General features: G+C 65.7%; 17 protein-coding genes. 11 read left to right on the plus strand and 6 right to left on the minus strand.

What is annotated here, in order from left to right; all coding sequences use genetic code 11:
- Positions 1-280: 280 nt before the first annotated feature.
- Positions 281-1,321 (minus strand): CobW family GTP-binding protein, encoded by a 1,041-nt coding sequence (locus AC1DYS_RS19330; protein ID WP_477902101.1) that lies wholly within the window; start codon positions 1,319-1,321, stop codon positions 281-283.
- A 129-nt stretch (positions 1,322-1,450) separates the two neighbouring features.
- Between AC1DYS_RS19330 and AC1DYS_RS19335 the strand changes: the two genes are divergently transcribed.
- From AC1DYS_RS19335 to AC1DYS_RS19380, 10 genes are all read left to right on the plus strand, one after another.
- Positions 1,451-2,344, plus strand: coding sequence for a CorC family transporter (locus tag AC1DYS_RS19335; protein WP_047488863.1), 894 nt, complete (start codon positions 1,451-1,453; stop codon positions 2,342-2,344).
- Entirely contained in the window at positions 2,334-3,929 is a 1,596-nt protein-coding gene (gene lnt / locus AC1DYS_RS19340; RefSeq protein ID WP_477902103.1) for an apolipoprotein N-acyltransferase, read from the plus strand. Before AC1DYS_RS19335 ends, lnt begins: the two co-directional genes overlap by 11 nt.
- A 159-nt stretch (positions 3,930-4,088) precedes the next feature.
- Positions 4,089-5,018, plus strand: coding sequence for a glycine--tRNA ligase subunit alpha (gene glyQ / locus AC1DYS_RS19345; protein WP_477902105.1), 930 nt, complete (start codon positions 4,089-4,091; stop codon positions 5,016-5,018).
- A gap of 3 nt (positions 5,019-5,021) precedes the next feature.
- Positions 5,022-7,160: a glycine--tRNA ligase subunit beta gene (gene glyS, locus AC1DYS_RS19350; protein ID WP_477902107.1), complete on the plus strand. Its 2,139-nt coding sequence runs from the start codon at positions 5,022-5,024 to the stop codon at positions 7,158-7,160.
- 85 nt (positions 7,161-7,245) lie between these two features.
- A complete protein-coding gene (gene gmhB, locus AC1DYS_RS19355) occupies positions 7,246-7,854 on the plus strand; it encodes a D-glycero-beta-D-manno-heptose 1,7-bisphosphate 7-phosphatase (RefSeq protein ID WP_477902109.1) in 609 nt (202 codons plus the stop codon).
- Positions 7,854-8,594, plus strand: a complete 741-nt coding sequence (locus AC1DYS_RS19360; protein WP_477902111.1) for a lysophospholipid acyltransferase family protein — start codon at positions 7,854-7,856, stop codon at positions 8,592-8,594. Before gmhB ends, AC1DYS_RS19360 begins: the two co-directional genes overlap by 1 nt.
- 11 nt (positions 8,595-8,605) lie before the next feature.
- A complete protein-coding gene (locus AC1DYS_RS19365) occupies positions 8,606-9,535 on the plus strand; it encodes a M48 family metallopeptidase (protein WP_477902113.1) in 930 nt (309 codons plus the stop codon).
- Positions 9,536-9,743: 208 nt separating this feature from the next.
- Positions 9,744-11,156 carry a sensor histidine kinase gene (locus AC1DYS_RS19370; RefSeq protein ID WP_477902115.1) on the plus strand — a complete coding sequence of 471 codons (1,413 nt, stop codon included), beginning with the start codon at positions 9,744-9,746 and terminating at the stop codon, positions 11,154-11,156.
- Complete coding sequence (locus tag AC1DYS_RS19375; RefSeq protein ID WP_477902117.1) at positions 11,146-11,826, plus strand: hypothetical protein; 681 nt, start codon at positions 11,146-11,148, stop codon at positions 11,824-11,826. The genes AC1DYS_RS19370 and AC1DYS_RS19375 overlap by 11 nt, the downstream gene beginning before the upstream one ends.
- A gap of 18 nt (positions 11,827-11,844) precedes the next feature.
- Positions 11,845-13,200 carry a sigma 54-interacting transcriptional regulator gene (locus AC1DYS_RS19380; RefSeq protein ID WP_477902119.1) on the plus strand — a complete coding sequence of 452 codons (1,356 nt, stop codon included), beginning with the start codon at positions 11,845-11,847 and terminating at the stop codon, positions 13,198-13,200.
- 2 nt (positions 13,201-13,202) lie between these two features.
- Here AC1DYS_RS19380 and AC1DYS_RS19385 read toward each other — a convergent pair whose 3' ends face one another.
- The 5 genes from AC1DYS_RS19385 to AC1DYS_RS19405 form a co-directional block, all read right to left on the minus strand.
- A complete protein-coding gene (locus tag AC1DYS_RS19385) occupies positions 13,203-13,634 on the minus strand; it encodes a DoxX family protein (protein ID WP_477902121.1) in 432 nt (143 codons plus the stop codon).
- A 25-nt stretch (positions 13,635-13,659) separates the two neighbouring features.
- Positions 13,660-13,995, minus strand: a complete 336-nt coding sequence (locus AC1DYS_RS19390) for a DUF4148 domain-containing protein (RefSeq protein WP_477902123.1) — start codon at positions 13,993-13,995, stop codon at positions 13,660-13,662.
- Between the two features lie 151 nt (positions 13,996-14,146).
- On the minus strand, positions 14,147-15,514 hold the full coding sequence (locus tag AC1DYS_RS19395) for a heavy metal sensor histidine kinase (RefSeq protein ID WP_477902125.1): 1,368 nt from the start codon (positions 15,512-15,514) through the stop codon (positions 14,147-14,149).
- A gap of 12 nt (positions 15,515-15,526) precedes the next feature.
- A complete protein-coding gene (locus AC1DYS_RS19400; protein ID WP_477902692.1) occupies positions 15,527-16,210 on the minus strand; it encodes a heavy metal response regulator transcription factor in 684 nt (227 codons plus the stop codon).
- A 79-nt stretch (positions 16,211-16,289) separates the two neighbouring features.
- Positions 16,290-16,610, minus strand: a complete 321-nt coding sequence (locus AC1DYS_RS19405; RefSeq protein WP_477902127.1) for a hypothetical protein — start codon at positions 16,608-16,610, stop codon at positions 16,290-16,292.
- Positions 16,611-16,615: 5 nt separating this feature from the next.
- Between AC1DYS_RS19405 and AC1DYS_RS19410 the strand changes: the two genes are divergently transcribed.
- Positions 16,616-18,172 carry a glucan biosynthesis protein G gene (locus AC1DYS_RS19410; protein WP_477902129.1) on the plus strand — a complete coding sequence of 519 codons (1,557 nt, stop codon included), beginning with the start codon at positions 16,616-16,618 and terminating at the stop codon, positions 18,170-18,172.
- Positions 18,173-18,181: the final 9 nt, after the last annotated feature.

The raw sequence follows: 18,181 nt of genomic DNA on the forward strand, positions 1-18,181 counted from the left end.
TGGCGGCGGGCTTTACAGGGGTTTTAGCGACTTTGGCAGTGGGTTTGGCGAGGGCGGGCTTGCTTGGCTTGGCCGCAGGTTTGGGGTCTGGCTTCTTGGCGGCCGGTGCCGGCTTCTTGGCCGCTGGCTTCGTGGGAGTGGGTCGCTTAACCGGGGTCTTGCTCACTGAAGTCTCCTCGCAATGGCGGTTATACCCGCTCTGCAAGGCAGTGAGTTGCAGAGCAGCCCCTGTTGGGCGCCGCGGATTGTAGCCACGTTGCTCGCCGGCGCCGCACCATATTCAGACGAGGCAACCCTCCAGGCCTTGTTCGAGGATTTCGCGGGGCAAATCGAGCCCGATGAACACCATCTTGCTGGTTTTTTTCTCGCCTTTGGCCCAGGCCGGTCCAAGGTCGCTCCCCATCAACTGGTGCACGCCCTGGAAGATGACCTTCTTGTCCGACCCCTTCATATTAAGTACGCCCTTGTAGCGGAGCATCTTCGGGCCATAGACCTGCACGATGGCCCCGAGGAAGTCCTCCAGCTTGGCCGGGTTGAAGGCCTTGTCGGACTTGAAGACGAAGGACTTCACGTCGTCGTCGTGCGCGTGGTGGTGCGGATGGTCGCAATGCTCGCCGTGCTCATGGTCGTGATCGTGATCATGGCCGTGGTGGTCGTGATCATCGGCTTTCAGGAAATCAGGGTCGATGTCGAGCTTGGCATTCAGGTTGAAGCCGCGCAGATCGAACACCTCGGCGATCGGCACCTCGCCGAAATGCACCTTGCGCTGCGGCGCACGCGGGTTCATGTGCTTGATGCGGTGGGTCAGGTCGGCCACCGTGGCGTCGTCAACCAGGTCGGTCTTGCTGATGAAAATCTGGTCGGCAAAGCCGATCTGGCGGCGGGCCTCCTGGCGGGTATCGAGCTGATCGTTGCCGTGCTTGGCGTCCACCAGGGTCAGGATGGAGTCGAGCAGGTAGCTCTCGGCGATCTCATCGTCCATGAAAAAGGTCTGCGCCACGGGGCCGGGATCTGCCAGACCGGTGGTTTCGATCACCACGCGGTCAAACTTCAGCTCGCCCTTGCGGCGCTTTTCGGCCAAGTCGCTCAGGGTGGTGCGCAAGTCTTCGCGGATCGAGCAGCACACGCAGCCGTTGTTGAGCTGGATGATCTGCTCGGTGCTGTCTTGCACCAAGATCTCGTTGTCGATGTTTTCCGACCCGAATTCGTTCTCGACGACGGCAATCTTCTGCCCGTGCGCTTCGGTGAGCACCCGCTTGAGCAAGGTGGTTTTGCCCGAACCCAGGAAGCCGGTGAGGATGGTGGCGGGGATGAGACTCATGGTGAACGACCTGTCTGTGCAAGAAGAACGGCCCAAATGGAGCCGAAAGAATTTGATTCAAGGTATCAGATGTGTCAAGCCGCGTGCTTCGAGTAAGCTTTTGGGGTCCGAACTTCCCTCTCCGGCCTGATGGCTGACCCTCACCCGAGCCGATACCCCAAAGGCGCCGACAAGCACGGGCATCATGTCGACAAGCGCAGCTTGTTCGACCGCCTTGTCGAATTCATCTCGCCCGGCCCCGATTCGACAGACGAATTGATCGAGACGCTGGCCGACGCCGAGCAGCGCGAACTGATCGCACCCGAGTCGCGCATGATGCTCGAAGGCGTGATCCGCATGGCCGACCTGACGGCGGGCGACGCCATGGTGGCCGCCCCCCGCATGGACGTGCTCGACATCGACTCTCCCTACGACGAGCTTCTGTGGGTGGTGATCGATACCGCCCACTCGCGCTTCCCGGTCTTTGAAGGCAAGCGCGAGAACATCATCGGCACGCTGATGGCGAAAGACCTGCTCAAGCTGCAGCGCGCGCCCGAGCTCAATTTGCGCACCTTGCTGCGCCCGGCCGTCTTCGTGCCCGAATCCAAGGGGCTGAACGACCTGTTGCGCGACTTTCGCGCCAACCGCAACCATCTGGCGATGGTGGTCGACGAGTTCGGCAACACCGCCGGGCTCATCACCATCGAAGACGTGCTCGAAGAGATCGTCGGCGAGATCGAAGACGAGTTCGACGACAAGGTCGGCGAGACCGGCATCTACACCCTGGCCGATGGCAGCCATCGTGTGGCGGGCGACGTCGAGATTGCCGCCGTGAACGAGGCCTTCGTCGTCGACCTGCCGGTGGACGAGTTCGACACCATCGGTGGCCTCGTGGCCCAGGCCCTGGGTCGTGTGCCTCGCCGCGGCGAGGCGGTGCCGCTGGGCAGCCTCGTCTTCACCGTGATGCTCACCCGGGGCGGTGCCGTGCGCTGGTTCAAGGTAACGCGTGCGCCAGAAGTCGCGGTGGGCACCGATGGCGCGTGAACGCAGCGCGGCCAAGCCGGCTCCCGCCTCCTCGCGGCGCCCTGTGCGCCGCAACACGTCGACCGACGGCATCCTGATCGGGCTTGACGTGCTGTTGGCGCTGGTGTTCGGCGCCCTCCACAGCTTGCCGACCTCGTACCCGGCCATCTGGTGGCTGCAGATCATCTGTGTGGCGGGGTTGGCCTGGCAGGTCAGCCGGGCGACGCCGTGGCGCGCGGCAGGGATCGGTTGGAGCTTTGGCACCGCCTGGCTGGCCGCCGGGGTCTGGTGGCTCTACATCAGCATGCACCGCTACGGCGGGCTGTCATCGACGCTCGCGGTGGCGGCGGTGCTGGGGTTGAGCCTCTTCCTTGCGCTTTATCTCGCTGTAGCGATGGCCTTGTTCGCGCGCCTGCGGCGCAACAGCCCCTTGATCGACGCCTTGTTGTTCGGCGCCTGCTGGATGCTGGCCGAGTTGGCGCGCGGCGTGATCTTCACCGGTTTTCCCTGGGCCGCTGCAGGCTATGCGCACGTCGATGGTCCGCTGGCCAACCTGGCGCCGTGGATCGGCGTCTACGGCATCGGCTTCGTCAGCGCCGCGCTGGGTGCGGGCCTGGTGCTGGGCATGCGCGATGTGGGCCGGCGTGCGGCCGGCGCGGTGCTGGGCCTGGGCGCGAGCGTCACGGTGATGGTGGCACTGGCGCTCATCAAGCCGATGCCGTTCACCCAGCCCACCGGCACCTTGACGCTCACGCTGCTGCAGTCCAACGTTCCGCAAGACCAGAAGTTCGCCGAGCAGTACCTGCCGCAGACGCTTGCGTGGGCGCAGACTCAGTTGCTGGCGGCCAAAGGCGAACTGGTGCTCGGCCCCGAAACCATCGTGCCGCTCCTGCCCGAGCAGTTACCCGCCGACTACTGGAAGCCGCTGGTGCTGCACTTCCAGGGCAACCAGGCGGCGCTGATCGGGCGGCCGCTCGGCAGCTTCGAGGCGGGCTACACCAATTCCGTGGTGGGTATTTCGCGCGACACCATCAAGCGCCCCGAGGGCTTCTACCGCTACGACAAGCACCACCTCGTGCCTTTCGGCGAGTTCATCCCTTCCGGGTTCCGCTGGTTCACCGACCTGATGAACATCCCGCTGGGTGACTTCAGCCGTGGCGTGCGCGTCGCGCCTTCGTTCGGCGTCAAGGGTGAGCGAGTAGCGCCCAACATTTGCTACGAAGACCTGTTCGGCGAAGAGTTGGCGGCTCGCTTCGCCGACATGAACGAAGCACCGACCATCCTGGCCAACCTGAGCAACATCGGCTGGTTCGGCGACACCATCGCCGTCAACCAGCACCTGATCATTTCTCGCATGCGCTCGCTGGAGCTGCAGCGCCCGATGCTGCGCGCGACCAACACCGGTGCCACGGTGGTGATCGACCACCACGGCGTGGTGACGCACTCGCTCAAGCCCTTCACCCAGGGCGTGCTCGACGCCGAAGTGCAGGGGCGGCAAGGCCTCACGCCTTACACCTGGTGGGCATCGCGTTTCGGCTTGTGGCCGCTCTTGATCGTGGCGGTCGTGCTGATGCTGCTCACGCTGCCGCTGCGCCGGAGAGAGTAGCCCCCCAGTCGCTCACGCTCCTGCCCCCGAGGGGCGCCACCCATCGGCCCGGGGGACCCGTGCCTTGGGCGTTGCTGGATGAGCGAATCGCGTCGCTCTTCGCGCAAGCAGGAGAGGCCGGCCCCTAAAATCCTGACTTTCCCCGAATGCCTTCATCACATGCTGACCTTCCAGCAAATCATCCTGCGCCTGCAAGACTACTGGGACCGACAAGGTTGTGCCTTGCTTCAGCCCTATGACATGGAGGTTGGTGCCGGTACGAGCCACACCGCCACCTTCCTGCGCGCACTGGGTCCTGAGCCCTGGAAGGCCGCTTATGTGCAGCCGAGCCGCCGCCCGAAGGACGGGCGCTACGGCCAGAACCCGAATCGACTGCAGCACTACTACCAGTACCAGGTGGTGCTGAAGCCGGCGCCCGACAACATCCTCGAGCTCTACCTCGGATCGCTCGAAGCGCTCGGCTTCGACCTCACGGCCAACGACGTGCGCTTCGTTGAAGACGACTGGGAGAACCCGACGCTCGGCTGCTGGGGCCTGGGCTGGGAAGTGTGGCTGAACGGCATGGAGGTCACACAGTTCACTTACTTCCAGCAAGTGGGCGGCATCGAATGCAGGCCCATCACCGGCGAGATCACCTATGGGCTTGAGCGCCTGGCCATGTACCTGCAGGGCGTGGACAACGTCTACAACCTGAAATGGACCGACACGCTGAGCTACGGCGACGTGTACCTGCAGAACGAGATCGAGCAGAGCACCTACAACTTCGAGCACAGCGATGTCGATTTCCTGCTGCAGGCCTTCGCCGCCCACGAGAAGCAGGCCAAGTATTTGATGGAGCAGCAGCTCGCGCTGCCGGCCTACGAGCAGGTGCTCAAGGCTGGCCACACCTTCAACCTGCTCGACGCGCGGGGGGCCATCAGCGTGACCGAGCGCGCGGCCTACATCGGCCGCATCCGCAACATCTCGCGCAGCGTGGCGCAAAGTTATCTTGAGAGCCGCGCGCGCCTGGGCTTCCCGATGGCACCCAGGGCCTGGGCCGATGAAGTCGTCGCCCGTCTCGACAAAGACACCGACAAGAAGGCGGCCTGAGCGATGACTGTCAAGAACCTGCTGGTCGAGTTGTTCGTTGAAGAGTTGCCCCCCAAGGACCTGAAGAAGTTCGGCGAATCGTTTGCCGGTGTGCTCGTCGAGAGCTTGAAGAAGCAAGGCCTGTGCACTGATCACTCGGCGACCACGTCGTTCGCGTCGCCGCGACGCCTGGCCGTGCATGTGAGTGCGGTGCGTGCGCAGGCCGACGAGAAAGCCCAGTCGCAGAAGCTGGTGCCCGTGAGCGTCGGCCTGAACGCCGAGGGCCAGCCGACGCCAGCGCTGCTGAAGAAGCTCGCCAGCCTCGGTGCCGATGCATCGGTGGTGCCCTCGCTCACGCGCAAGGTGGATGGCAAGGCCGAAGCGCTGTTCTACGACAGCCTCGTGAAGGGCGCGACCCTGAGCGAAGGCTTGCAGAAAGCCTTCGACGAAACGCTCGCCGCTCTGCCGATCCGCAAGGTCATGCAGTACCAGCTGCAAGACGGCTGGAGCAGCGTCAAGTTCGTTCGCCCTGCTCATGGCCTCGTGGCCTTGCATGGGGCCGACGTGGTGCCGCTGTCGGCCCTCGGCCTGACCTCAGGCCGCGAGACCCATGGCCATCGCTTCGAAGCCCCTATCGATCCGGTCGTGCTGCAAGACGCCGACCACTACGCCAAGCAGCTCGAAACGCAGGGCGCCGTGATCGCGAGCTTCGCCGCGCGGCACGCCGAGATTTCGCGCCAACTGCAGCATGCGGCCACGCAGCAGGGCCTCACGCCGATTGATGATGCGGCGCTGCTGGACGAAGTCACCGCGCTGGTCGAGCGGCCCAACGTGCTGCCGTGCCAGTTCGAGTCCGAGTTCCTCGAAGTGCCGCAGGAATGCCTCATCCTCACGATGAAGGCAAACCAGAAGTACTTTCCGCTGCTCGACGCGGCAGGGAAGCTCACCAACAAGTTCTTGATCGTCAGCAACATCAGCCCCGCCGATGCGAGCCGCGTGATCGAAGGCAACGAGCGCGTGGTGCGCCCGCGCTTGGCAGACGCCAAGTTCTTTTTCGACCAGGACCGCAAGAAGACGCTCGAGTCGCGCGTGGCCGGGCTTGACAAGGTCGTCTACCACGGCAAGCTCGGCACGCAAGGCGCGCGCGCCGAGCGGGTGCGCGCGATTGGCCACGCGATCGTCAACCAGTTGCGCCTCGCGACCGTGCCGTACTCGGTGGACGAGAAGGACCACTTCGATGTGCTCGACAGCAAGGTGCAAGAGGCTGCGCGGCTTGCCAAGACCGACCTGCTGACCGACATGGTCGGCGAGTTCCCCGAGCTGCAAGGCATCATGGGCCGCTACTACGCGCGCCACGAAGGTTTGCGCGACGGTGTCGCGATCGCCATCGAAGACCACTACAAGCCGCGCTTTGCCGGCGACGCACTGCCGGCCAACCACACCGGCACCGTGCTGGCGCTGGCTGACAAGCTCGAAACCCTGGTTGGGCTGTTCGGCATCGGGCAGCTGCCTACCGGCGACAAAGACCCGTTCGCGCTGCGCCGCCACGCGCTGGGCGTGGTGCGCATCCTCGTCGAGAAGAACATGGCGCTCGACCTGGCCGAACTGGTGCGTTCCGCCGTGCCGGCCTTTGGCGAGCTGATCACCGACCCGAGCGAACCATTGCTGGCATTCATCTACGACCGCCTGGCGAGCATGCTGCGTGAGCAGGGCTACAGCGCGCAAGAGGTCGAAGCCGTGCTGGAACTGCGGCCCATTCTTGGCGACGTGCCGCGCCGGCTCGCAGCCGTGCGCGCCTTCGCGTCGCTGGAAGAGGCACCGTCGCTTGCGGCCGCCAACAAGCGTGTGGGCAACATCCTCAAGAAGGCCGAGGGAGAGATCGAGGCGAAAGTCGATCAACCCCTGTTGAAGGACGCCGGCGAAGTGGCGCTCTACGACGCGCTGACCAAGGTCGCCCCGGAGGCGAATGCCGCCTTCGACCGCGGCGACTACGCAGAATCGCTTCAGGCCCTGGCGTCGTTGAAGGAACCGGTCGACGAGTTCTTCGACACGGTGATGGTCAATGCCGACGACCCGAAGATCCGCGCGAATCGCTTGGGCTTGTTGAAGACGCTCCACGCCGCCATGAACCGCGTCGCCGATCTCTCGAAGCTCGCGACATGACAGCCCCTGCGTCAAGTTGCTTCTGCCCCTCGAGCGAGCACTCGGCCAGTGCCGGCTGGCCCGCCGGCATCCGTGGAGTCTTGCCATGAACCTCATCATTCTCGACCGCGACGGCACCATCAACGAAGACCGTGACGACTTCGTCAAGTCGGCGGAAGAGTGGGTGCCGATACCGGGGTCACTGGAAGCGATCGCGCGGCTCAACCAGGCTGGCTGGCAGACGGTGATCGCCACCAACCAGTCGGGTCTGGGCCGCGGCTTGTTCGACATGGCGGCGCTGAACGCCATCCACACCAAGATGAATGCGGCGCTCGCGCGCGTGGGCGGCCGCGTCGGCGCGGTGTTCTTCTGCCCGCATGCGCCCGAAGACCTGTGCAGCTGCCGCAAGCCGCTGCCCGGCCTGTACCAGCAGATCGGCGAGCGTTTCGGGGTCGCACTGGACACCGTGCCCGTGGTGGGCGATTCGGTGCGTGATCTCGAAGCGGCGCTGGCGGCGGGTTGCCCTGCTCACTTGGTTCGTACCGGCAAAGGAGCCGCAATGACGGAAGCGCAGATTGCGCAGTTGATGGAAACGGTCCCAGGCACCCAGGTGCATGCCGACCTCGCGGCCTTCGCCGAAAGCATCATCCAGAGCGAACGCTCGGCGCGCAACGCAGCGGGCAACGGCGATTCTAGCTTCGGGAGGTTCGATTGATGCGCACCGCGTTCTATGCCTTGCGCTCGGCTCTGTTCCTGTTGTGGATGTCGGTGACGGTGGTGCCTTGGGGCACCGCGGTGCTCATCTACTCGATCTTCGTGCGCGGCGACAAGATCTACTGGCTGTGTGCTGGCTGGTTGCGCGCGGCCATCTGGGGTTGCCGCGTGATCTGCGGTGTGCGCGCCCGTGTGTCGGGCATGGAGAACCTACCCGACACAGCCGTCATCTTGTTGCCCAAGCACCAGTCGACGTGGGAGACCTTTGCTTTCCCGACACTCATGCCCAAGCCACTCGCCTATGTGTTCAAGCGCGAGCTGCTGTTCATCCCGTTCTTCGGCTGGGCGATGTCGCGCATGGACATGATCCACATCGACCGCAGCAAGCGCTCGCAGGCCTGGACCAAGGTGGCCGACCAGGGCCGCAAGCACATGGCCAACGGCAACTGGGTCATCATGTTTCCCGAAGGCACACGCGCGGCCCGTGGCAAGAAGGGCACCTACAAAGCCGGCGGCACGCGCCTCGCCGTCGACACCGGCCGACCTGTGGTGCCGATCGCCGTCAACTCGGCAGTGTGCTGGCCGCGCAAGTCGTTCCTGATCCGCCCCGGCGTGGTCGACGTCTCGATCGGCAAACCGATCGCTTCGGTGGGGCGCCAGCCCGACGAGTTGATGGCCGAAGTTGAAAGCTGGATCGAGACCGAGATGCACCGCCTCGATCCCGAGGCCTACCGTCCTTAGAATTCGCGCCCATGACTCGCGCCGCACTGGCTCTCCATGCATCGCAGCTCTCGCTGTTCGATGAACCAGTGTCGGTGCCGGCTCCGCAGATCGTGGTTGCTGCACCTGAGCCGACGATCTCGTTAACGACCAGTGCTCCCGCCGTACCGATTTCTTCCGTGCTCGCTCCTGCCGTCTTCCGCCACCCGCAAGCTCAACGCGAGATTCGCTTGAAGGAGCACTTGGTTGCCTACGCCTTGCGCCGTGCGCGGCGCAAGAGCATCGGCTTCGTGGTGGGGCTCGAAGGGCTCAGCGTCGCGGCGCCCAAGTGGGTGGGCATCGGCGAGATCGAATCCGCACTGCGTGAAAAGGGCGACTGGATCCTGCGAAAGCTGGCCGAGCAGCAAGAACGCCAGCAGCGCCTGCAGGCCGCCAAGGTCGAATGGCGCGACGGCACCAGCATTCCCTTCCTCGGCGAGACGGTCATCATCGTGCTCGATGCGCGGGCCGGCATCACCAAGGCTGGTGCGGTGCTGAATGCTGATGCCGAGTCGCTGCCCGGGGTGCCCAAGCTCACGCTGCACATCGGCCTGCCGCAGACCGCCACGCCCGAGCAAATTCGCGACGTGGTGCAGAGCTGGCTGCAGCGTCAGGCGCGGCGTGTGTTCGAAGAGCGTCTCAAGCACTTTGCGCAGCAGCTCGGCGTGCGCTACACCAAGCTCAGTTTGTCATCGGCGCAAACGCGCTGGGGCAGCGCCGGTGCCGATGGGGCGATCCGCCTCAACTGGCGGCTGATCCACTTCGCGATGCCCAGCATCGACTACGTGGTGGCACACGAACTCGCGCACCTGCGCGAGATGAACCACAGTCCCCGTTTCTGGGACGTGGTGCGTTCCGTAATGCCGGACTTCGAGCACTTGCGCGAAACCCTAAAGGACGACGCTCTGCCGGTGTTTGATTGAGCCCCCCAGTCGCTCTGCTTCCGCCTTGCAGGCCGCGTTGGGCCAGAGACCCAACTCTTCGCCAGGCACAAACAGTCCACTGGACTGTTTATGTCCGGGCTCAGCCCCCAAGGGGCGCCGCCTGGCGGACCGGCAAAGCCGGCTCCGCTGGCGTTGCCTGAGGGGCATTCGCTTCGCTCTTGCGTTCGCCGGACACAATCGGCCCGACATGCATCGCTATTCCTTCCGCCAGCTGTTGCTGGTCGCCTTCATGCTGATCGCCGCACTGCTCAGTGCGGCATCGCTGCGCGGTTTGTACTCGCTGGAGATTTTGCTGCGCCAAAGCAGCGAGGGCGCGAGCCGGGCGGTGGCGCACACGGCCGACGCGCAGGTGCTGGCGGAGCGTACGGTGGCGATGGAGCGTGCAGCGCGGCAGTATCTGGTGCTCGACGATCCGGTGCTGAGGCAGCGGTTCGAAGAGGCCACGCGGGACGCGAATGCGGCACTGGCGCGGCTGGCCGACAACCGCATTCCGTCGAGCCTGGCCACCGAGTGGCGCAACACGCAGGTGGGCGTCGAGGGTCAGCTGCGTGATCCGACGATCGACATGCGCTTGCGCGAGGCGGCGGTGACCACCGCCTTCCGCGAGCTCGAAGGCATCAACGCCTCCATTGCCGAGCAGGTCCGCCTGGCGACCGAGGCGCGCAATCAGGTGCTGCTGGACGAACTCGAGGCGGGCCGTGCGCAACTGGGGCGGCAGATCCTTGCGGCGATCGCCGTCGCCATCGTGATGGCACTGGGCTTTGGCGTGTGGCTGGCACGGCCGCTCAAGCGGCTGGAGCAGGCCGTGGTGGGCCTGGGCGAGAACCGGCTCGATCAGCCGATCGAGATCCGCGGGCCGGCCGACGTGCGCCTCGTCGGCCGCCGCCTCGAATGGCTGCGCCTGCGCCTGGCCGAGCTCGACTCCGACAAGTCGCGCTTTCTGCGCCATGTGTCGCACGAGTTGAAGACGCCGCTGTCGGCACTGCGCGAAGGGGTTTCGCTGCTCGAAGAGGGGGTTACCGGCACGCTCACCGACAACCAGCGCGAGGTCGTGCGCATCCTGCAGCAGAACACTGCCGTGCTGCAGGCGCAGATCGAAGACCTGCTGCGTTTCAATGCCGCAGCCTTCGAGGCGCGGCGTCTGGTGCGCCGCACCACCGAACTCAGAGCGCTCATCAGGGAATTGGTGGCGCAGCAGCGCCTGCAGTGGCAGGCCCGCCAACTGGCGGTGTTCGTCGAGGGCGAACCGCTGACGGCCGAGGTCGATGCCGACAAGCTTCGCACGGCGCTTGGCAACCTTTTGTCCAACGCCATACGCTTCAGCCCGCCGGGCGCTACCATCCGTTTTTCCGTGATACGCGTGCCCGGCCGCGCCTGCATCGACATCGTGGACCAAGGGGTCGGTGTTGCTGCGGCAGACAGGGCCCGTGTGTTCGAGCCTTTCTACCGCGGTGAGCGGCAGCCGAGCGACGCCGCGCGCGGCAGCGGCATCGGCCTGTCGATCGTGCATGAGTACATCACCGCACACGGCGGCCAGATCGAACTCCTGGACGACGGCCCCGGCGCTCACTTTCACATCGAACTACCGCATGCAGGCTAGGACATTGATTCGTTTCGGGACCCTCGTGAGCTGCACGTTGACGCTGGCTGCCTGCGTCCCGTTCCAGCACCCGGCTCCGCCGCCGCCTGCAGTGCCTGCCGCCGCTCCCGCGCCAGCACCGGCGCCTCCGCCACCGCCGCCGGTCGTCGTGATCCAGCAGCCCGACCCAGCCGACGCTGCGGCGCGCCGCTTTCTGGCGTACCACGAGCAGATTCGCCAGATGTCGCCGAACGACTTGGCCAGCGAGATCAACCGCCTGAACGGCGTGGTGTCGGCCACCGCTACCGCCGCGCCGGCCGACGTGGTGCTCGAGCTGGCACTGGCGCTTTCGCAGCAGCACAACGGCGGTGACGTTCCCCGCGCGGTCGCGCTGCTGGAGCCGCTCACCCGGTCCAGCGCACCCGAGCTGCAGCCTTGGCAAGGGCTTGCCCGCCTGCTGCTGGGCCGCGTGCTCGAGCAGCGCCGGCTGGAAGACCTGCTCGAAAAGCAGAACCAGCAGCGCCGCGAACAACAGCGCAACCTGCAGCAGCTCAACGAGAAACTTGAGGCGCTGAAGGCGATCGAACGCAGCATGACCACACGCCCTGCAGGCGCCAGCGTGGCGCCGGCGTCCTCGCCGCCGGCCGCATCAGCGGCCTCGGCGCCGCCGGCCTTGCCCAAGGCGCCTTGAACGGCCGAGGCGACGACCATGGCCAACCTGCTGCTCGTCGACGATGACCCGGACCTGCTGAAGCTGCTGTCGATGCGGCTCACGGCGGCCGGCCACCGCGTCACCGCGGTCGAGTCGGCCGAAGACGCGCTGACGCAGCTCGCCGTGGCGCGGCCGCACCTGGTCGTGAGCGACGTGCAGCTGCCGGGGCGCGACGGCTTGGCTCTGTTCGACGAGATCCGCAAGCGCCACCCCGCCTTGCCGGTGATCCTGCTCACCGCCCACGGCACCATCCCCGATGCGGTCGAAGCCACCGCGCGCGGCGTGTTCAGCTACCTGACCAAACCCTTCGACGGCAAGGCCCTGCTCGACAAGGTCAACGAGGCGCTGGCCCTCACCGCGCCGGCACAGCAGGCCAGCACCGGCGACGAAGCTTGGCGCGCCTCCATCGTCAGCCGCTCGAACTGCATGGCCGATCTGCTGACCGAAGCCAAGATGGTCGCGGCCTCGGATGCAAGCGTGCTGATCCGCGGCGAAAGCGGCAGCGGCAAGGAGCTGCTCGCGCAGGCCATACACCGCGCCAGCCCGCGGTCAGCCAAGCCTTTCGTTGCGGTGAACTGCAGTGCGATCCCCGAGTCGCTGCTCGAGTCGGAACTGTTCGGCCACGTGAAGGGTTCGTTCACTGGTGCCGTGGCCAACCACCGCGGGCTCTTCGTCACGGCCGATGGCGGCACCTTGTTCCTGGACGAGATCGGCGACATGCCACCCGCGTTGCAGGTGAAGCTGCTGCGCGTGCTGCAAGAGCGTTCGGTGCGGCCGGTGGGCGCAAGCCAGTCGGTGCCAGTGGATGTGCGCATCCTCTCGGCCACGCACCGTGATCTCGATGTCGCAATGGGAGAGGGCCAGTTCCGCGAAGACCTTTACTACCGGCTCAACGTGGTGACGCTGCACCTGCCCACGCTGTCCGAGCGACGCGAAGACATTCCGCTGCTGGCCAATCACTTTCTCGCGCGGCTCAGCGAGAAGTACGGCAAGCGCTTCAACGGCTTTGCGCCCGATGCGATGAAGGCGCTCACCACCGCCAGCTGGCCTGGCAATGTGCGTCAGCTGCACAACGTGGTCGAGCAGGTGTGCGCGCTGACGACCACGCCGCTGATTCCGCTGTCACTGGTGCAGCGCGCGCTGCGTGTGCCCACTGTCGAGGTGCTGACCTATGCCCAGGCGCGCGAGCGCTTCGAACGCGACTACCTCGTCGGCCTGCTCAAGCTCACCGACGGCAACGCCGCCGATGCGGCGCGCCTGGCTGATCGCAACCGCACCGAGTTCTACCGGCTGCTGCAACGCAACGGCCTGACACCCGGGCAGTTCAAGGCCGGCGCTGGCGACGGCGACTGAGGTCAGCGCGCGGGGCCGGCTTTCAGGCGAAGCGCTGGTTCGGACGATTTGAGGCCCAACCCGGCCGTGCCCGCCAGCAGCAAGAAGCCGCCCACCATCGCCACGTTCTTCATGAAGTTGTTCAGCTGCCCGCCGAACTGCTCCGGCGGCGCGGCCCAGAACGCATGCCCGATGAAGGCCGTGGCGAGCGTGAACGCCGCCATCGCGAGCGCCACTGGCTTGAGCTGCCAGCCGGCGATGAGAAGCAAGCCGCCGCCCACCTCGATGAGGATCACCAGCGCGGTGATGACCTCCGGCGCTGGCAGGCCCAGCTTGGCGAAGTAGCCCGCCGTGCCTGCGAAGGCCAGCGCCTTGCGCAGGCCGGAGAGAACGAAGATGGCCGCCATCAGCAGGCGGGCGCTGAAGAAGACGCGGGTGTCGATGGCGGTCGTCATGGTGGGCTCCAGTCAGGTGTGGTGTTCAGTTGACCGACTGTGCCGACGGCGCCTTGGCCGTCGTGTTCGACTGGCCCTGCTGGCGCGACAGCTCGGCCAGGAATTCCGGGCCGCTGCGCCATTGGCGATACAGCGCCATGCGCTGCTCGGTCTCGTCACTGTTGACCGTGTAGCCATCGAGCTGCGCCACGGTGTCGAGGCCGGCGCGCCGCCACAGGGCGAGGTCGGCGCGTACTTCGGCACGTGTCAGCTTCGACGGCACGTCGGTGTTGGCGGGCTGGGTGAAGTCGTCGGCGTGCGCGAGTTGCGCCAGGCCGGCGAAGCCGAGAGCAGCGATGCCGATGGCGAGTTTGGTGTTCATGATGGATGCCTTTCAAAGTGGTTGGGAGTGAAGGCATCGTAGAAAGCGGCACCGCACAGGATGCTGTCGGCCCGATGACGGTTTCGTCATCTGCGCTGCGTGGCCGATGCACTGTTTTCAGGCTTGCGCGACGCATCACGCGTCACACACATCACGCGTCGGCGGCGAGCGTGAAGCCGAAGGTGTTGCGGCCCTGTTCCGATCGCGCGAACACCGAGCCGCGGTGCATCAGCGCGATTGCCTTGACGATCGCGAGGCCCAGCCCGTGGTTGCCGCCGGGGTTGCGGCGCGCGCTGTCGACGCGGTAGAAGCGGTCGAACAGGTGCGCCAGGTGGCGCCCGTCGATCTCGCCGCCGGGATTACTGACGGCCACTTGAATCTGCTCGCCTTCGCGTGTGATCGCGACGGCGATCTCGTCGCCCGGCGTCGAGTGCTCGATCGCGTTTTGCAGCAGGTTGCCCAGTGCGCGCCGCAGCAGCGCGGTCTCGATGCTGCCCAACTCGTCGCCGTGCAAGTTAATGCGCACGCCCCGGTCTTCAATCAGCGGCTCGAGAAAGTCGAGCACCTTGCCGACCTCGCCGGCGATCGAGGTGGTGACGAGCCGCGTGGCGGCCGCGCCCTGGTCGGCGCGGGCCAGGAAAAGCATGTCGTTGACGATGCCTTTCAGCCGCTCCATCTCCTCGAGGTTGGAGCGCAGCACTTCTTCCAGTTCGGCCGCACTTCGTTTGCGGGTCAGCGTCACTTGCGTCTGGCCGATCAGGTTCGTGAGCGGCGTTCGCAGCTCGTGCGCCACGTCGGCATTGAAGGCTTCGAGCTGCTGGTAGGCCGTTTCGAGCCGCGCCAGCGCGCCGTTGAACGAGCCGGTGAGTTCGCTCAGCTCGGCCGGCATGGGCGTGAGGTCAAGCCGCTGCTCCTGGTGACTGGGGTCGAGCGCGTGGGCCTGGCGCGAGAGTCGCTCCAGCGGGCGCAGGCCCAGGCGTGCAATGCCGAAGCCCAGCACGGCCACGGCCAGCACGCCGCCACTGCCCAAGGCAATCAAGGCATAGCGGAACGCGTCGAGCGTCTCCAGAAAGCGCAGTGGGTCTTTCACCAGCACGAAGGTCACCGCGGGGCGATTGCCGTCGCCGGCCACGACCTTGCTCCAGGTCATCAAGGGACAGGGGTGATTGGGTTCGGACAGCTGACCGAAGCCGCCGGCCTCGGCCAGCTTCACGATGTCATCGCGCGGCGGGCCGTAGCTGTAGCCGGGCGTGTCGCTGACGATCCACAGGCGCAGATCGCTGCGGCCCATCTCGCTGGCATTGAACTTGGGCGTGAGCCACAGCCGCCATTGCGATTCGTCCTGCACGCGCGCGACGATCGATTCGGCCCAGCTGCCGCGCAGCTGCAGTTCCTGGCGCACCTGCTGCATCAGCCCTTCGCGCAACACGCCGTACAGCGACATGCCGCCGATCAAAAAGACCGCCGCGGCACAGAACACAAACATCGCGGCGAGGCGAATCGACAGGTGGCGTGTCATGCCCGCACCTTCTCAGCTGGCCTCGGCTTCGCGCTCTTCGAGCACGTAGCCCATGCCACGCATCGTGTGCAGCAGCTTGCGCGGGTAGGGGCCGTCGAGCTTGGCGCGCAGCCGCTTGATCGCCACCTCGACGACATTGGTGCCGCTGTCGAAATGGATGTCCCACACGAGTTCGGCGATCTCGGTACGCGACAGCACCTGGCCTGGCCGGCGCGCGAGCGTGGTCAACAGCGTGAACTCCTTGGCGGTGAGGTCGATGCGGTCGCCGCCGCGCTGCACCTTGCGGCCCAGCAGGTCGAGCACCATGTCGCCGATGGTGATGGAGGTCGGCTCCTGCTGGCGGCTGCGGCGCGAGAGTGCGTGCAGCCGTGCGCTCAGCTCGAGAAACGAGAAGGGCTTGACGAGGTAGTCGTCGGCCCCGTCCTGCAGGCCACGCACGCGGTCTTCGATGCCGTCGCGCGCGGTCAGCATGATGATTGCCACCTGCTTCACGCGGCGCACGTCGCGCAGGATCTCGAAGCCATCGATGCCCGGCAGCATGGCGTCGAGCACGATCACATCGTGGCGGCCTTCCAGCGCGGCGTGGCGGCCATCGATGCCGTTGTGCTCCACGTCCACCACATGGCCCTGTTCAGTCAGGCCACGCCGCAGGTACTCGGCCGTCTTGGGCTCGTCTTCGATGATCAGCACGCGCATGGCAGAGGCGTTGGGCAAAAGTCGTTCGAGTTTAGTGAGCGCAGCACGTCGCCGTACTGACGCTCAGATGACAGATTTGTCATCTTGGGACAAACGCGCAGTTTGGCTCGATGCGCCGCTTGTCGCCACGGCCAAGCCTGCTGTCGCTGCGCGGTGACAGTGAAAAACCTGTTCTCTGACAGCAAGTTAGCCGTATCGAGCCGGAGCCCTGTCGCTGCTCGGCGACAGAAACAGCCCGTTTTAGGCGCTTTTGAGCCACCTTCGGCGGGCGGCCCCTGCGCGGATCTCTCAACTCGTTGATTCCAAACGATTTTTCGGCAGTGGCATGGCCGTTGCCCATACGAGACATCGATGCTGTTTTCAGCCCCTTCTTTTCTCTGAAAGCTTCACGTTTTGCCATTTGCCTTGACCTTTTCATCACCGTTCTCTTCACCCGTTCGCCGAACCGCGACACGGGTTGCTTTCGCCCTGGCAACGCTGCTGTCGTGCCACACCAGCTTCGCGGCCGCCTTCGGTTTCGATGACGTCGCCGAGCGCGCTCGCCAGCTGTCGACCAAGCCGTATGCGGCCAGCACCGTGGCGCTGCCGAACGAGCTGAAGGACCTGACCTACGACCAGTACCGCGACATCCGCTTCAACCCGCAGAAGGCGCTGTGGCGCAAGGAAGCGCTGCCCTTCGAGGTGATGTTCTTCCACCTGGGCAAGTTCCAGACGCAGTCGGTCGCCATCAACGAGATCGACAACGGCGCGGTGCGCCACGTGCCCTTTGATCGCCAGGACTTCAACTACGGCAAGAACACGCTGTCGCAGCGGGGCTGGGGTGACCTGGGCTTCGCCGGCTTCCGCATCCACTACGCACTCAACAACCCGGCCTACAAGGACGAGCTGGTGGTGTTCCTCGGCGCGAGCTACTTCCGCGCGCTGGGCAAGGGCCAGCACTACGGCCTGTCGGCTCGTGGCCTGGGCATCGACACCGTAGGCGGCTCGGGCGAAGAGTTCCCGCGCTTCACCGAGTTCTGGATCGAGCGCCCCGCGGCCAACGCCACCTCGCTCGTGATCCACGCGCTGCTCGATTCGCCGCGCGCCACCGGCGCCTACCGCTTCACGCTGCGCCCTGGTGACGAGACGGCGATCGATGTGCAGGCCCGCCTGTTCCTGCGGGCTGGTGTGGCGACGCTGGGCCTGGCGCCGCTGACCAGCATGTTCCAGCACGGTGAGAACCAGCCGCGTGTCGACGACTTCCGGCCCGAGGTGCACGACTCCGATGGCCTGATGATCACGACCGGCGAAGGCGAGTGGCTGTGGCGTCCGCTGGTCAACCCCAAGCAGACGCTGGTGACCTCGTTCGCCGTGCGCGACCTGAAGGGCTTTGGCCTGATGCAGCGTGACCGCTCGTACTACAGCTACGAAGACACCGAGGCCCAGTACCAGAACCGCCCGAGTGCCTGGATCACGCCGCAAGGCAACTGGGGCCCTGGCCGCGTCGAGCTGATGCAGCTGCACACGCCCGACGAGACCAACGACAACGTCGTCGCCTACTGGGTGCCCGAGCGCGCGCCTGCCGTCGGCCAGCCGCTGGACTTCGCTTATCAGGTGCGCATGCAGGGCGAGCGCCAGCAGCGCCCGCCTTCGGGCTGGACGGTGCAGACGCGCCGCGGCGCCGGGTTCATCGATTCCAAGGCCAAGCGCGACCCGAATGAAGTGCAGTACGTCGTCGACTTCGACGGCCCCGCGCTGCGCGCACTGCCGGCCGATGCGCCGGTGAAGGCCGTCGTGACGGCGGGCAGCAACGCCCGCATCGTCGAGAGCAACGCTTATCTCAATGCCACAACCGGCAACTGGCGCATGACCGTGCGCGTCACCCGCCTCCAGCCCGGCCAACCCGCCGAGCTGCGAGCCTTTCTTCAAAACGGCAACAACGCCCTGACTGAAACATGGACCAACATCATTCAACCCGAGTGACAACGCAAG

The organism is Rhizobacter sp. P2_G4 (assembly GCF_056403575.1).

Excerpts from the sequence above, each read along its gene's own strand:
- AC1DYS_RS19380 (WP_477902119.1), top strand. The coding sequence starts at position 11,845 with ATGGCCAACCTGCTGCTCGTCGACGATGACCCGGACCTGCTGAAGCTG.
- glyQ (WP_477902105.1), top strand. The coding sequence starts at position 4,089 with ATGCTGACCTTCCAGCAAATCATCCTGCGCCTGCAAGACTACTGGGAC.
- gmhB (WP_477902109.1), top strand. The coding sequence starts at position 7,246 with ATGAACCTCATCATTCTCGACCGCGACGGCACCATCAACGAAGACCGT.
- AC1DYS_RS19335 (WP_047488863.1), top strand. The coding sequence starts at position 1,451 with ATGGCTGACCCTCACCCGAGCCGATACCCCAAAGGCGCCGACAAGCAC.
- AC1DYS_RS19365 (WP_477902113.1), top strand. The coding sequence starts at position 8,606 with ATGACTCGCGCCGCACTGGCTCTCCATGCATCGCAGCTCTCGCTGTTC.
- AC1DYS_RS19390 (WP_477902123.1), bottom strand. The coding sequence starts at position 13,995 with ATGAACACCAAACTCGCCATCGGCATCGCTGCTCTCGGCTTCGCCGGC.
- glyS (WP_477902107.1), top strand. The coding sequence starts at position 5,022 with ATGACTGTCAAGAACCTGCTGGTCGAGTTGTTCGTTGAAGAGTTGCCC.
- AC1DYS_RS19330 (WP_477902101.1), bottom strand. The coding sequence starts at position 1,321 with ATGAGTCTCATCCCCGCCACCATCCTCACCGGCTTCCTGGGTTCGGGC.
- AC1DYS_RS19395 (WP_477902125.1), bottom strand. The coding sequence starts at position 15,514 with ATGACACGCCACCTGTCGATTCGCCTCGCCGCGATGTTTGTGTTCTGT.
- AC1DYS_RS19370 (WP_477902115.1), top strand. The coding sequence starts at position 9,744 with ATGCATCGCTATTCCTTCCGCCAGCTGTTGCTGGTCGCCTTCATGCTG.
- lnt (WP_477902103.1), top strand. The coding sequence starts at position 2,334 with ATGGCGCGTGAACGCAGCGCGGCCAAGCCGGCTCCCGCCTCCTCGCGG.
- AC1DYS_RS19360 (WP_477902111.1), top strand. The coding sequence starts at position 7,854 with ATGCGCACCGCGTTCTATGCCTTGCGCTCGGCTCTGTTCCTGTTGTGG.
- AC1DYS_RS19375 (WP_477902117.1), top strand. The coding sequence starts at position 11,146 with ATGCAGGCTAGGACATTGATTCGTTTCGGGACCCTCGTGAGCTGCACG.
- AC1DYS_RS19385 (WP_477902121.1), bottom strand. The coding sequence starts at position 13,634 with ATGACGACCGCCATCGACACCCGCGTCTTCTTCAGCGCCCGCCTGCTG.
- AC1DYS_RS19400 (WP_477902692.1), bottom strand. The coding sequence starts at position 16,210 with ATGCGCGTGCTGATCATCGAAGACGAGCCCAAGACGGCCGAGTACCTG.
- AC1DYS_RS19405 (WP_477902127.1), bottom strand. The coding sequence starts at position 16,610 with ATGGCAAAACGTGAAGCTTTCAGAGAAAAGAAGGGGCTGAAAACAGCA.